Origin of the sequence: Bradyrhizobium mercantei (assembly GCF_001982635.1) — a bacterium.
GTDB classification, from domain to species: domain Bacteria; phylum Pseudomonadota; class Alphaproteobacteria; order Rhizobiales; family Xanthobacteraceae; genus Bradyrhizobium; species Bradyrhizobium mercantei.
In genome coordinates, this window is record NZ_MKFI01000002.1 from 453,896 (window position 1) to 466,947 (window position 13,052).

The window sequence follows — 13,052 nt, forward strand, 5'->3', positions numbered from 1 at the left end:
TCCCCTGTCAGTTGCTGTTTGATCCGTTTCGACTTGCGCATCCGCTCACTGCCGGCGCGGTGGCGGGGTCCAGCGATAGGCTGCGCCGAACCGGTTCCAGACATTGATCGAAGCGATCGCCGAGGTCAGGTAGGTCAGCTCCTGCTCGGAGAATTCGGCGGAGACCTCGGCATAGACCTCGTCGCTGACGCCGTTCGGCATGGTCGTCAGCGCCTCGGTCCAGGCCAGCGCCGCGCGCTCACGGGCCGAGAATTGCGGCGCCTCGCGCCACACCACGACGAGGTTGAGCTTGTCTGTGGGCACGCCGAGGCTCTCGCCCTGCAGGATGTGATACTGCACGCAGAAGGCGCAGCCGTTGATCTGCGAGGCGCGCAGCTTGACGAGCTCGAGCAGCTGCTTGTCGAGGCCGGCCTTCGCCGCGAACTGGCCGAGCGCGCGCACGGCGGCGAACACATCTGGGGCGAGCTTCTCGAAGTCGGTGTATTCCTTGCGGGCATGTGACATCGGCGTGGCCTCATGTTATCAGTGAACTGACATATTATCAGAGCTCTGATATCGAGCAAGACGCGACATTGGCGAAGGCAACATGGCGGCAATGCAGAAACGAGGGAAATCCGGTGCCGCCGAGCGGCGGCCGGCGGGGAAAGCGGCGGGCAAGGTTGCGCTGGGATCCGGATCGGCCGCCGACGCCCCGCTCGCCTCCCCGGTCCCGCCGCCCGGCGAAGGCAAGCGCGGCGAACAGGGTTACCTCGCCTATCTGCTGCGCCAGGCGCATGCCGCCTCGCGGCTGTCGATGGAGCGCGAACTCGGACGCCTCGGCGTCACCTCGCCGCAATTCGTCGTGCTCACCATGCTGAAGGCCTATCCGGGGCTGTCAGGCGCCGATCTGGCGCGAGTCGCGCTGCTGACGCCGCAAACCGTCAGCGTGATCATCCGCAACCTCGAACGCGACGGCGCGATCCGCAAGACACCGCACCCCGTGCACGGCCGGGTGCTACAATGGACGCTGACCAGTCATGGAACCGCCGTGCTGGAGAAATGCCGTCATATCGCCCAGGCCCAGGAGCGCCGGCTCGCCGCCAGCCTAGACGCCAAGTCGGAGCAAATCGTCCGGCAATGGCTGTCAAAAATCGCCATAGATTTGCAGGATACATAGCCTCCTGCGGCGGCGTGACTTTTGGCTCACCCGATCGGCGCCGCTAGACTGGGCGCATGAAACAGCCTGATTCTCCTGAATCCCCGGCCCGCCGCACCGCCCTCAAGGCGGGGCTTGCAGCGGGCATCACGCTCGCCACACAGTTCGACGTATTGGCGGCCGCCCCTCCCGGCTTCGACCAGTGGCGCGACAATTTTCGCGCCCGCGCACTCGCAAAAGGCATTTCGGAGGCGACCTGGAATCGCTGCATGGCACATGTCGAACCCGACATGAGCGTGTTCAAGCAGATGCGCAACCAGCCCGAATTCCACGAGCAGATCTGGCAGTACATCAACCGCCGCGTCTCCGACTGGCGCATCATCCATGGCAAGGAAGCGCTGAAGAACAATCAGGCGCTGTTCGCCCGGATCGAGCGCGATTTCGGCGTCGAGCGCGGCACGCTGCTCGCGCTGTGGGGCGTCGAGTCAGCCTATGGCGATCCGCTGGTGCAGCAGAACCACATGACGCCGGTGTTTCCCTCGCTCGCCGCACTCGCCTGGAACGAGCCGCGCCGCAAGGCCTATTGGGAGACCGAGCTGATCAACGCGATGAAGATCGTGCAGCGCGGCTGGAGCACGCCGCAGGAGATGAACGGCTCCTGGGCCGGCGCGATGGGCCATTCGCAATGGATGCCGGAGGTCTGGCTCAATGTCGGCTTCGACTATGACGGCGACGGCAAGGTCTCGCCGTTCGGCCGCCCCGACGACGCGCTGGGCTCGACCGCAAAGTATCTCGTCAATCGCGGCAAGTGGCACCGCGGCGAGCACTGGGGCTACGAGGTCCGCGCGCCCGGCGGTGGCGCCAGCGGCAGCCGCAGCTATGCGGCCTGGGCCGGCGCCGGCGTCGTCAGAGCCGACGGCCAGCCGTTTCCGCAGCCGAATGCATCGGCGCAGCTCTGGATTCCGGTTGCGGGCGGCCCGGCCTTCCTGCTCGGCCCGAACTTCAATTCGGTGAAGAGCTACAATCCCTCGATGAACTATGCGCTCGCGATCTGCCATCTCGGCGACCGCTGTCTCGGCGGGCCGCCCTTCATCCAGCCTTTCCCGGGCTCGGAGCGCGCGCTGACGCTTGCCGAAGTGCAGGAGATGCAGACGCGGCTGACCAAGGCCGGCTTCGACACCGGCGGCACCGACGGCCGCGTCGGCAACGACACCATGAAGGCGATCAAGGATTTTCAGAACAAGGCGGGCCTCTTGCCCGCCGACGGTTACGGCGGGCTCAAGGTGCTGGCGCGGTTGCGGCAAGGCGGTTAGCCATCCTTGCGATCCGCGTAGCCCGGGTGAGCGAAAGCGACACCCGGGAAGGTATTCCCGCATATCGCTTCGCTCATGCGGGCTACAAACTAACTGCTCGGAGGCTGCCGCACCACGCCGCCGGCGTTCATGCCGCCATCGATCACGAGTTCGGAGCCGGTGACGTAGCGCGACGCATCCGAAGCGAGATAGAGCACGCCCTGCGCGATCTCGATCGCCTGGCCGGCACGGCCGAGCGGCGTGGCGAACCTTGCGCGCTCCTCGGGATCGATCCGTGCGTTCTGGCCGGCGCCGGTTGCTCCGGTCGGGATCTTACCCCAGATCGGTGTGTCGATGATGCCGGGATGCACCGAGTTGACGCGGATGCCGTCATTCACCTGCGCACATTCCATCGCAATCGACTTGGCGAATAGCCGCACCGCGCCCTTGGTCGCGCTGTAGCCCGACAGGTTCGCCGCGCCACGCAGGCCGGCCAGCGACGACATCATCACGATGGAGCCGCCGCCATGCTTTCGCATCAGCGGCAACGAGTGCTTCACCGACAGGAATACGCCGTCGATGTTGATCGCGGTCTGCCGGCGCCAATCCGCAAGCGTCATGTCGACGATCGAGGGCACCGCGATGCCGATGCCGGCGTTCGAGACCATGATGTCGAGGCGGCCGTGGCGCTTGCCGATCTCGGCGATGATTTCGCTCCAGCGCTCCTCGCTGGTGACGTCCTGCTGCAGGAAGGTCACGTTGCGCCCGGCCTTCGTGAGCCGCGCGGCGAGCTCGGGTCCCCTCAACTCGTCGATATCGGTCGCAATGACCGTCGCGCCCTCCTGCGCCAGCAGCTCGACGATCGCTGCACCAATACCCGATGCGCCGCCGGTCACCAGCGCGACCTTGCCTTCAACCTGTCCTGACATGTCCTCTCCCAACGTTTCTTATCGGATCACCGTCGGGCCCTGATCCGGCACCGCGACGTCGAGGACACGGAATTGCACACGTTCGGTGCCTTGCCAACGGTCGACTGCAAGAGAGCCCGCCACGTGCAATTGCTGGCCGCGATTTTGCGTCAAGGCGCTGCCGAGCTTCTGTCCGACCGAGCGGAATGCGATACCGTTGACGATCGAACCGTCGCCGGACTTGAAGCGCAGCCGCAAATGCGCCTGCCCGACCTCGTCGGCATAGACCAGCTGATGCGACGGCAGCGCGATCACCGGCTCCGGATTGGCGCTGCCGAACGGACCTGCGCGATTGAGCATCGCGGCGAATTCAGGTGTCACGGCGCGCGCGGTCACCGCGCCATCGATGAACAGCTCGTTCTCGTGACGCGAGTTGGCGACGTCGGCCGCGAGCGCGCTTTCCATGTAGGCGCGGAATTCGGCGAGCTTCTCCTTGCGCAGCGTGACGCCGGCCGCCATTGCGTGTCCGCCGCCCTTCATCAGCAGGCCGTCATGCACCGCCTGGCGTACCGCCTTGCCGAGATCGACGCCGCCGATCGAGCGGCCCGATCCGGTGCCGATGCCGCCGGGCTCGAGCGCGATCGCAAACGCCGGACGCGCGAACTTCTCCTTCAGCCGTGCCGCGACAAGCCCAACCACGCCGGGATGCCAGCCTTCCGCCGCAGTGACGATGACAGCGCCCTTGTCCTCGAGCCCGAGCGAGGCCAGCGCTTCCGCTTCGGCCTGCGCCTCGGCCGCCTGCTCGATCACGCGCCGCTCGGTGTTGAGGCGATCGAGCTCGGCCGCGATCCGCGCGGCCTCCGACACATCGCCTTCAAGCAGCAGCCGGACGCCGAGATCGGCGCGCCCGATGCGGCCGCCGGCATTGATGCGCGGCCCCAGCATGAAGCCGAGATGCCAGGCCTCCGGCGGGCCGTTGAGCCGTGCCACATCCATCAGCGCGGTGTGGCCGACGTGGTCGCGGCGGCGCATCGCGATCAGGCCCTTGGCGACGAAGGCCCGGTTCAGCCCGATCAGCGGCGCAACGTCGGCGACGGTGCCGAGGGCGACGTGATGCAGCACGCTGAGCAGGTCGGGCTCCGGCATCTCGCTGGTCCAGAAGCCGCGCTGGCGCAGCTCGCGGTTCACCGCGACCAAGGTCACGAACACCAGGCCGACGGCCGCGAGATGACCGAGGCCGGAGAGATCGTCGGGCCGGTTCGGATTCACCAGCGCGTCGACCTCGGGCAAATCATCGCCGGTCTGGTGATGATCGATCACCACGACCGACATGCCGAGCCTCTTGGCTTCCGCCAGCGGCTCGATGCTGGTGGTGCCGCAATCGACCGTGACCAGCAGCGTCGCGCCCTTCGCCGCTAGCCCGCGGACGGCATCGACGTTCGGGCCATAGCCTTCGAAGATGCGGTCGGGAATATGGATCAGCGGGTCGAGCCCGCAATGGCGCAGATGCCAGGTCAGCAGCGCCGCCGAGGTCGCGCCGTCGACGTCATAGTCGCCGAAGATCGCGACCTTCTCGCCACGCGCTGCGGCGTCAGCGATGCGCTTGGCGGCATGCTCCATCTCGGTGACCGTGTGGGGATCCGGCATCAGCTTGCGGATGGTCGGGTCGAGGAAGTCGGTGACCTCGTCGATCGCGACGTCGCGCCCCGCCAGCACCCGCGCCAGCATTTCCGGCAGATTGTGCCGCTGCACGATCGCGAGCGCCCGTGCCGCCCCGCGCGCATCCAGCCGGTCGCGCCAGAGCTTTCCGGTCAGCGACCGCGCCACGCCGAGGAACGCCTGTGGCGCCTCGATGGGCAGTGCGGATGCGTGGAGCGTCATGATTCCTTCCGAACAGAGCGTTTTCAGGCGAAGCGGATACCGGTTCGCGTGAAGAAAACGCGCCAAACAAAAATCCGGAACATCGGCCCTGATCCAATCAGGGCCGATGCGTCCGGAAGGAATCGTAGCGCTTCAGTGAATCCCAGGCCAGTTCTAGCAGCCCATCCGGCTGGCGATTTCCCCGAAATCCTTGGCCACGATGTCCCACTCGCCGGTGGCCTCGAAATCGTATTTTTGCAGCGGGCCGTATTCGGCCGGACGCGCCACGAAGGCGGTCTTCAGGCCGAGCTTCTGCGCGTGCTTCAGGTCGTAATTGTGGGCGGCGACCATCATCACCTGCTCCGGCGGCAGGCAGAGCAGTTTTGCGGCGCCGAGATAGGTTTCCGGATCGGGCTTGTAGTGCTCGAACAGCTCGGCCGACATCACGAGGTCCCACGGCAGGCCTGCGAACTTCGCCATGTTGGTGAGCAGCGCGACGTTGCCGTTGGAGAGCGGCGAGATGATGTATTTGGTCTTCAGCCGGGTCAGGCCGGCGACGCTGTCGGGCCAGCCGTGCAGGCGATGCCAGCCCAGCGTCAGATGCTGCAGATCGAGTTCGGTCAGCCCCTTGATGTCGAACTGCGCGACCAGCTTCTCCAGCGAGCGGCGGTGCAAGACGTCGAGGATGACATAGCCGTTCTGCGGGTTCTTGCGCACCTCGTCCATCGAGGCCGCGTAGACCGCGCGCCAGCCGTCGACCAGCGCGGTCCAGTCGGCCTTGATGCCGCGCTTCTCTCCCCATGTCGTGAAGTCGTTGATCAGGCTGGTGCGCCAGTCGACGACGGTTCCGAACACGTCGAACACCAGCGCCTTGACTGCGGACAGATCGGACATAGTGCCTCCCGCTTTTGTTGTTCTTGCTTACGCCGCACTCTCTCTTCGTCATTCCGGGATGCGCCTCTCGGCGCAGGCCCGGAATGACAACCACTGTTAAGCTCGCCCTCAGTCGAGGTGGAACTTCTCGAGCTGGCGGTGCTCGGCCTTGATGTAGCGCACGGTGCCGGTGACCGAGCGCATCACGACGGTCTCGGTCTCGATCACGTCCTTCTTGAACTTCACGCCGGTCAGCAGCGAGCCTGTCGTGACGCCGGTGGCGGCGAACAGGCAGTCGCCCCGCGCCATGTCCTCGATGCCGTAGATCATCTTCGGATCGGTGACGCCCATCTTGTGCGCGCGCTCGCGCTTCTCCTCGGTGTCGAGGATCAGGCGGCACTGCATCTGGCCGCCGATGCAGCGCAGCGCGACCGCCGCCAGCACGCCCTCGGGCGCGCCGCCGGTGCCGATATACATGTCGACGCCGGTCTCATCGGGCTTGGCACAGTGGATGACGCCGGCGACGTCGCCGTCGGTGATCAACTGCACGGCAGCGCCGGTCGAGCGCACGCTGTTGATGATGTCGGCATGGCGCGGACGGTCGAGCACCAGCACGTTGATCGCGGTGGGATCGACGCCCTTGGCCTTGGCGAGACGGCGGACGTTGTCGGCTGGCGGTGCGTCGAGCTCGATCACGTTCTTGGCGAAGCCCGGGCCGATCGCGATCTTCTGCATGTAGACGTCGGGCGCGTGCAGCAGCGTGCCGCCATCGGCCATCGCCATGGTGGCGATCGAGCCCGGCATGTTCTTGGCGCACAGCGTCGTGCCTTCGAGCGGGTCGACCGCGATGTCGACCTTGGGCCCGGCGTTGAGGCCGACCTTCTCGCCGATGAACAGCATCGGCGCTTCGTCGCGCTCGCCCTCGCCGATCACGATGGTGCCTTCGATCGGCAGCTTGTTGAGCTCACGCCGCATCGCGTCGACCGCGGCCTTGTCGGCGGCCTTCTCCTGGCCGTGGCCGCGCAGCCGCGCGGCCGACACCGCCGCGCGCTCCGTCACGCGCACGATTTCGAGCGTCAGGATGCGCTCGAGCAGCATCTGCGGCGGAACGGAAATATGGGTCGACATCGGCGTACTCCTTAAGCCTCTGGGACAGGCCAGCCTGCCCGCATCAATCGTCTCACGCCCGACCCGTTCAGGCCATGCGTTAGTTTTTCTCGATCCGGATCACCTGCGGCCGGCCGCTGATGACCTTATCGCGTTGCACTGCGGCCAGCGCACGATGCACGGCATCCTCGCTGGTCGCATAGGTAATCAGAATGACCGGAACCGGTGAAGGTTTTTTGGCCGCACCGTTCACATCGACGCCATCCGGGTGCCGCTGCACGATGGATTCCAGGGATATCTTCTGTTCCGCAAGGCGGGTGGCGATTGTTGCGGCAGTGCCTGCAAGATCGCGCGCCATCAGGCGGATATAATAGCCACCTTCGTGGCGCTCCATCGGCGCCTTGGTGGTGTCGCGCAACCGCTCCACGGGACGGCCGAACGGCTTGGCGCGGATGCCGCGGGCGACGTCGGCGATGTCGGCGACCACGGCCGAGGCGGTCGCGCCGCCGCCGGCGCCCGGGCCGACCAGCGTGATCGGCGGAATCCCCTCGCCGTCGATTGCGACAGCATTGGTGACGCCCATCACCTGCGCGATCGAGGATGATTTCGGCACCATGGTCGGGTGCACGCGCTGCTCAATGCCCTTTGCCGTGCGCACGGCGACGCCGAGCAGCTTGACGCGGTAGCCGAGTTCCGAAGCCGCCCTGAGATCTTCCGGCGTGATCGAGGAAATGCCTTCGACATAGACCGCGCTTTCCGCGACCTTGGTTCCGAAGGCGAGGCTCGCCAGGATCGCAAGCTTCTGCGCGGTGTCGTGACCATCGACGTCGAATGACGGGTTGGCTTCGGCATAGCCGAGACGCTGGGCATCCTTCAGGCATTCCTCGAACGACAGGCCCTCCTGCTCCATCCGGGTCAGGATGTAGTTGCAGGTGCCGTTGAGGATGCCGTAGACGCGGTTGACGCTGGTGCCGGCAAGGCCCTCGCGCAGCGTCTTGATGACCGGGATCGCCGCACCGACGGCGGCCTCGAAGTTCAGCGCGCCGCCATGCTTCTCGGCGGCTGCGGCGAGGCGCAGCCCGTGCTTGGCGATCAAGGCCTTGTTGGCGGTCACGACCGACTTGCCGGCCTTCAGCGCGGTTTCGATCGCCGACAGCGCCGGATCGCCGGCGCCGCCCATCAATTCGACGAAGCAGTCGATATTGGGATCTTCGGCCAGCGCCTCGGGGCTCTTCGCCCAGGCGATGCCGCGCAAATCGAGCCCGCGCTTCTTGGCTTTCGAGCGCGCCGTCACAGCGACGACACGAACCGGCCGGCCGCTGCGCTCGGCAAGCGCCCGTCCTTGCGTTTCGATGAGGCGGACGACATCGGCACCGACGGTGCCGAGCCCCGCTATGCCCACGTTCAGGGGTGCGACCATGGATTTAAGGGACCTGGAGATTAAGCAACCTGGAAGGATTAGCGTCGGTTGGCGAGAGGAACGACGTTGTGCAACGTTTCGATGCCGCTTTCAAGGAAGCGGCGCACGCCGCGCGCGGCCTGCCGGATGCGCTGCTCGTTCTCCACCATCGCGATGCGGACATAGCCTTCGCCATGCTCGCCGAAGGCCACGCCCGGCGACACCACGACGCCGGATTTCTCCACCATCAGGGTCGCGAACTGCATGCTGCCGACCGCTTCGAACGCCTTGGGCAGCGGCGCCCAGGCGAACATCGAGGCCTGCGGCGGCGGAATGTCCCAGCCGGCGCGGCCAAATGACTCGACCAGCGCGTCGCGGCGCTTGCGGTAGGTGTCGCGCATCTCGCGGATGCAGTCGTCGGGGCCGTTGAGCGCCGCGGTCGCCGCCACCTGGACCGGCGTGAAGGCGCCGTAATCGAGATAGGATTTGACCCGCGCCAGCGCCGCGATGATGCGCTCATTGCCGACCGCAAAGCCCATGCGCCAGCCGGCCATCGAGAACGTCTTCGACATCGAGGTGAATTCGACGGTGACGTCGATCGCGCCCGGCACCTGCAGCACCGACGGCGGTGGCTTGTCCTCGTCGAAATAGACTTCGGCGTAGGCGAGATCGGACAGGATGAAGATGTCGTGCTTCTTCGCGAAGGCGACCAGATCCTTGTAGAAGTCGAGGTCCGCGACATAGGCGGTCGGGTTCGACGGATAGCAGACGATCAGCGCGATCGGCTTCGGGATCGAATGGACGATCGCCCGCTCGACCGCCTCGAAGAACTGCGGCGTCGGCTCCGACGGCACCGAGCGAATCACGCCGCCCGCCATCAGGAAGCCGAAGGCATGGATCGGGTAGCTCGGATTCGGGCACAGCACGACATCGCCGGGCGCGGTGATCGCCTGCGCGACGTTGGCGAACCCTTCCTTGGAGCCGAGCGTCGCGACGACCTGGGTGTCGGGGTTGAGCTTGACGCCGAACCGGCGGGCATAATAGGCGGCCTGGGCCTTGCGCAGGCCGTTGATGCCGCGCGAGGCCGAGTAGCGGTCGGTCCGCGGCTTGCCCAGCGTCTCCTTGAGCTTCTCGATCACATGCGGCGGGGTCGGCAGGTCCGGGTTCCCCATGCCCATGTCGATGATATCGGCCCCGGCATTGCGCGCGGCCGCCTTGGCCTGGTTGACCTTCTCAAAGACGTAAGGCGGCAGACGGCGAATGCGGTAAAAATCTTCCATGGGACCCTTGCTCCGACAACCGCGATGCCAGAATCGACCCCCTTGGTTGAGTTGCGGAAGCCTGCACGGCCTCTTACAGAAATCGCGCTGAATCAATGATTTAGAGCGAATTCAGGCGCATGATCTGGGGGCTGCGGCCGGATCTGCGGTTGAACTGGGTTTCTTTTAGCACGGACACCGGGCGGCGCCAGCGCTGATCCGCCGCTTCCTGCGGCTCACTTCCCGCTCGCGGCTGCCGCCGACGCCTGGGCCTGGCGCTCGCGCGCGGCAATCAGCTCCTGCTCGATCTTGGCCTGGTCCGCCGGCTTGATCGTCGGATCGGAGCGGTCGGGCGGAAGGTCATGGACCGGAAGGTAGCCGCCCGCATCCTTTTGTCGCGCCGGCGCGTCGGCCGGCATCGCCATATCGGCAATCGTGCTCGAGCACCCGCTCAGCGCCAGCATTGACGCGAGCAGCACTGCGGCCGCGAGCCCCCTGTTTACTCTATCGATCGGCATGCGCCGAATTGTCCCCAACAAGCTAGCGCGCACGTCGCGTTGCCGACACGGGTCGCACTGGTACGAGCCTTGCAGCGTCCCCGCTGCGTTAATTCCGACTTTAGCGTTTCAAACCATTGTCGCCCGAAACGCTTAAAGCGGGAACAACAAAAGCGACCCCTGAGGCTTCAATATGACGGAACAAAGATTTTTTCTCGCACCGCAACACAGCGAAATGCTGGATTTTGACTGATTTCCGTTGCCGCACCGCGCGATGACGCCCCCCAAACGACGCGATATTGTCCTTCAAATGAGCAACGTCAGTACCGACACCCAAGCCGCCCCTAAATTCAACGCCGAAGCCTTCGCCATGAACATCGCCCGGGCGATGGAGAGCAGCGGCCAGGCGCTGGCAGCCTATCTCAAGCCCCGGCAGACCGGCGAAGTCCGCGACAAGCCGCCGAACGAGCTCGGTGAGGTCATCAAGACCTTCAGCGTGATCGCCGAATACTGGCTGTCCGACAAGGAGCGCGCCTCCTCGCTGCAGATGCAGCTCGGCAAGGACTACCTCGATCTCTGGGGCTCGGCCGTGCGCCGCATGGCCGGCGAAGCCGATGCCAAGCCGGCGATCGCGCCGGCCCCGCGCGACAAGCGCTTCCAGGACCCGGAGTGGAAGTCGAACCAGTTCTTCGACTTCATCCTGCAGCTCTATCTCTTGACCGCGAAATGGGCGCAGCAGCTGGTCCACGATGCCGACGGGATCGATCCGCACACCCGCAAGAAGGCCGAGTTCTATGTCCAGCAGATCACCAACGCGCTGGCGCCGTCGAACTTCGTGCTGACCAATCCGGAAGTGCTGCGCGCCACCGTCGAGACCAACGGCGACAATCTGGTGCGCGGCATGAAGATGCTGGCCGAGGATATCGAGGCCGGCCACGGCACGCTGCGGATCCGCCAGTCCGATTCGAGCAATCTCGAGGTCGGCGTCAACATGGCGACGACGCCGGGCAAGGTGATCTACCAGAACGAGCTGATGCAGCTGATCCAGTACTCGCCGGCGACGGAGAACGTGCTGCGCACGCCGCTGCTGATCGTGCCGCCGTGGATCAACAAGTTCTACATCCTCGATCTGCGTCCCGAGAAATCCTACGTCAAATGGTGCGTCGACCAGGGCATCACCGTCTTTGTGATCTCCTGGGTCAATCCCGACAAGGAGCTCGGCAAGAAGACCTGGGCCGACTACATGACCGAAGGCCCGCTCACGGCGATGGACGTGATCGAGAAGGCCACCGGCGAGATGAAGGTGCACACCGCCGGCTATTGCGTCGGCGGCACCCTGCTCGCCTCGACGCTGGCCTATCTCGCCGAGAAGCGCCGTCAGCGCGTGACCTCGGCGACGTTCTTTGCCGCGCAGGTCGACTTCACCCACGCCGGCGACCTGCTCGTCTTCGTCGACGAGGACCAGATCACCGCGCTGGAACGCGACATGCAGGAATCCGGCGTGCTCGAAGGCAGCAAGATGGCGATGGCCTTCAACATGCTGCGCTCGAACGACCTGATCTGGTCGTATGTCGTGAACAATTATCTGAAGGGCCAGGCGCCATCCTCGTTCGACCTGCTGCACTGGAATTCGGATGCGACGCGGATGCCGTCGTCGAACCACTCCTACTACCTGCGCAACTGCTATCTGGAGAACCGGCTGTCGACCGGCACCATGGTGCTCGACAACACGCTGCTCGATCTGTCGAAGGTGAAGGTGCCGGTCTACAACCTCGCCGCACGCGAGGATCACATCGCGCCGGCGGAATCGGTGCTGTACGGCTCGCAGTTCTTCGGCGGCCCGGTGAAATACGTGCTGTCCGGCTCCGGCCACATCGCCGGCGTGGTCAATCCGCCCGCGTCGAAGAAGTACCAGTACTGGACCAACGACAACATCAAGGACATGAAGCTCGCCGACTGGCTGAAGGGCGCCGAGGAACACAAGGGGTCGTGGTGGCCCGACTGGCGCGGCTGGCTGGAGAGCCATGATCCCGAGACTGTCCCGGCGCGCATGGTGGGCTCGAACGGAGCGCCGGCGCTCGAGGATGCCCCGGGCAGCTATGTCCGCGTCCGCGCGTAGCGTCCAGTCTTCCGCTCAGCTATAAACAGACGATCCCGGCGGTCGGGAATCGAATTGACGTGAGGGGGAGACGATGACGCGCGAACTGTTCTGGCTGTCGCTGACGGTGATCCTGACCGGGCTGTTGTGGATCCCCTACATCATCAACCGCTGCCAGGTGCGAGGCCTCTCCGGCGCGATGGGCAATCCCTCGCGCGGCGACAAGCCCCACGCCGAGTGGGCCAACCGGCTGATGTTCGCCCATGACAACGCGGTCGAGAACCTCGTGATCTTCGCGCCGCTGGTCTTGATCCTCAACGCCGCCGACTACTCCACCAAATGGACCGTGCTGGCCTGCGCCGTCTATTTCTGGGCCCGCGTCGCGCATCTGATCGTCTACACGCTCGGCCTGCCGGTGTTCCGCACCCTGGCCTTCACGGTCGGCTTCATCGCCCAAGCCGTGCTGGCGCTCGCGATCTTCAAGATTCTCTAGAGCTACCTACCGGTCGCGGCACAGACCCGCCGGCGGCCGCTACGGCTCTACTCTGGAGATGGCGGAACGAAAGCCGTAGCTTTCTCCGTTATCGCCTGCTCGCTTTCAGTAACCCACCTCCACTCGGTCGG

12 protein-coding genes are annotated in these 13,052 nt (G+C 65.4%); 4 read left to right on the forward strand and 8 right to left on the reverse strand.

Translation table 11 applies throughout. The features are described from left to right. Window positions 1–45: 45 nt before the first annotated feature. Window positions 46–504: a carboxymuconolactone decarboxylase family protein gene (locus tag BI327_RS09770; RefSeq protein ID WP_076860000.1), complete on the reverse strand. Its 459-nt coding sequence runs from the start codon at window positions 502–504 to the stop codon at window positions 46–48. An 82-nt stretch (window positions 505–586) separates the two neighbouring features. Between BI327_RS09770 and BI327_RS09775 the strand changes: the two genes are divergently transcribed. Together BI327_RS09775 and BI327_RS09780 are read left to right on the forward strand one after the other, a co-directional pair. Beyond that, a complete protein-coding gene (locus BI327_RS09775; RefSeq protein WP_083742007.1) occupies window positions 587–1,156 on the forward strand; it encodes a MarR family winged helix-turn-helix transcriptional regulator in 570 nt (189 codons plus the stop codon). A 56-nt stretch (window positions 1,157–1,212) separates the two neighbouring features. Continuing rightward, window positions 1,213–2,448 carry a lytic murein transglycosylase gene (locus tag BI327_RS09780; RefSeq protein WP_076860002.1) on the forward strand — a complete coding sequence of 412 codons (1,236 nt, stop codon included), beginning with the start codon at window positions 1,213–1,215 and terminating at the stop codon, window positions 2,446–2,448. Window positions 2,449–2,537: 89 nt separating this feature from the next. On the opposite strand, the gene BI327_RS09785 is transcribed toward BI327_RS09780, so the two are convergent. The 7 genes from BI327_RS09785 to BI327_RS09815 form a co-directional block, all read right to left on the reverse strand. After that, on the reverse strand, window positions 2,538–3,356 hold the full coding sequence (locus BI327_RS09785; protein ID WP_076860004.1) for an SDR family NAD(P)-dependent oxidoreductase: 819 nt from the start codon (window positions 3,354–3,356) through the stop codon (window positions 2,538–2,540). Window positions 3,357–3,374: 18 nt separating this feature from the next. Continuing rightward, entirely contained in the window at window positions 3,375–5,216 is a 1,842-nt protein-coding gene (gene recJ / locus BI327_RS09790) for a single-stranded-DNA-specific exonuclease RecJ (protein WP_076860007.1), read from the reverse strand. 153 nt (window positions 5,217–5,369) lie between these two features. Next, the gene (locus BI327_RS09795; RefSeq protein WP_076860009.1) at window positions 5,370–6,089 is read right to left on the reverse strand and encodes a haloacid dehalogenase type II; all 720 of its coding nucleotides are present in this window, start codon (window positions 6,087–6,089) and stop codon (window positions 5,370–5,372) included. A gap of 108 nt (window positions 6,090–6,197) precedes the next feature. After that, window positions 6,198–7,196 carry a class II fructose-bisphosphatase gene (glpX, locus tag BI327_RS09800; protein WP_076860011.1) on the reverse strand — a complete coding sequence of 333 codons (999 nt, stop codon included), beginning with the start codon at window positions 7,194–7,196 and terminating at the stop codon, window positions 6,198–6,200. Window positions 7,197–7,275: 79 nt separating this feature from the next. Then, window positions 7,276–8,595, reverse strand: a complete 1,320-nt coding sequence (locus BI327_RS09805; protein ID WP_076860013.1) for a homoserine dehydrogenase — start codon at window positions 8,593–8,595, stop codon at window positions 7,276–7,278. A gap of 38 nt (window positions 8,596–8,633) precedes the next feature. Continuing rightward, on the reverse strand, window positions 8,634–9,854 hold the full coding sequence (locus BI327_RS09810) for an LL-diaminopimelate aminotransferase (protein WP_076860014.1): 1,221 nt from the start codon (window positions 9,852–9,854) through the stop codon (window positions 8,634–8,636). 215 nt (window positions 9,855–10,069) lie between these two features. Further along, window positions 10,070–10,351, reverse strand: a complete 282-nt coding sequence (locus BI327_RS09815) for a hypothetical protein (protein ID WP_076860016.1) — start codon at window positions 10,349–10,351, stop codon at window positions 10,070–10,072. Between the two features lie 289 nt (window positions 10,352–10,640). Here BI327_RS09815 and BI327_RS09820 point away from each other — a divergent pair, with 289 nt between their 5' ends. Further along, on the forward strand, window positions 10,641–12,449 hold the full coding sequence (locus BI327_RS09820; protein ID WP_076860018.1) for a PHA/PHB synthase family protein: 1,809 nt from the start codon (window positions 10,641–10,643) through the stop codon (window positions 12,447–12,449). Window positions 12,450–12,522: 73 nt separating this feature from the next. Next, complete coding sequence (locus tag BI327_RS09825; RefSeq protein WP_076860020.1) at window positions 12,523–12,921, forward strand: MAPEG family protein; 399 nt, start codon at window positions 12,523–12,525, stop codon at window positions 12,919–12,921. The last annotated feature ends 131 nt before the right edge of the window (window positions 12,922–13,052 follow it).

Excerpts from the sequence above, each read along its gene's own strand:
- BI327_RS09770 (WP_076860000.1), bottom strand. The coding sequence starts at position 504 with ATGTCACATGCCCGCAAGGAATACACCGACTTCGAGAAGCTCGCCCCA.
- BI327_RS09775 (WP_083742007.1), top strand. The coding sequence starts at position 587 with ATGGCGGCAATGCAGAAACGAGGGAAATCCGGTGCCGCCGAGCGGCGG.
- BI327_RS09780 (WP_076860002.1), top strand. The coding sequence starts at position 1,213 with ATGAAACAGCCTGATTCTCCTGAATCCCCGGCCCGCCGCACCGCCCTC.
- BI327_RS09785 (WP_076860004.1), bottom strand. The coding sequence starts at position 3,356 with ATGTCAGGACAGGTTGAAGGCAAGGTCGCGCTGGTGACCGGCGGCGCA.
- recJ (WP_076860007.1), bottom strand. The coding sequence starts at position 5,216 with ATGACGCTCCACGCATCCGCACTGCCCATCGAGGCGCCACAGGCGTTC.
- BI327_RS09795 (WP_076860009.1), bottom strand. The coding sequence starts at position 6,089 with ATGTCCGATCTGTCCGCAGTCAAGGCGCTGGTGTTCGACGTGTTCGGA.
- glpX (WP_076860011.1), bottom strand. The coding sequence starts at position 7,196 with ATGTCGACCCATATTTCCGTTCCGCCGCAGATGCTGCTCGAGCGCATC.
- BI327_RS09805 (WP_076860013.1), bottom strand. The coding sequence starts at position 8,595 with ATGGTCGCACCCCTGAACGTGGGCATAGCGGGGCTCGGCACCGTCGGT.
- BI327_RS09810 (WP_076860014.1), bottom strand. The coding sequence starts at position 9,854 with ATGGAAGATTTTTACCGCATTCGCCGTCTGCCGCCTTACGTCTTTGAG.
- BI327_RS09815 (WP_076860016.1), bottom strand. The coding sequence starts at position 10,351 with ATGCCGATCGATAGAGTAAACAGGGGGCTCGCGGCCGCAGTGCTGCTC.
- BI327_RS09820 (WP_076860018.1), top strand. The coding sequence starts at position 10,641 with ATGAGCAACGTCAGTACCGACACCCAAGCCGCCCCTAAATTCAACGCC.
- BI327_RS09825 (WP_076860020.1), top strand. The coding sequence starts at position 12,523 with ATGACGCGCGAACTGTTCTGGCTGTCGCTGACGGTGATCCTGACCGGG.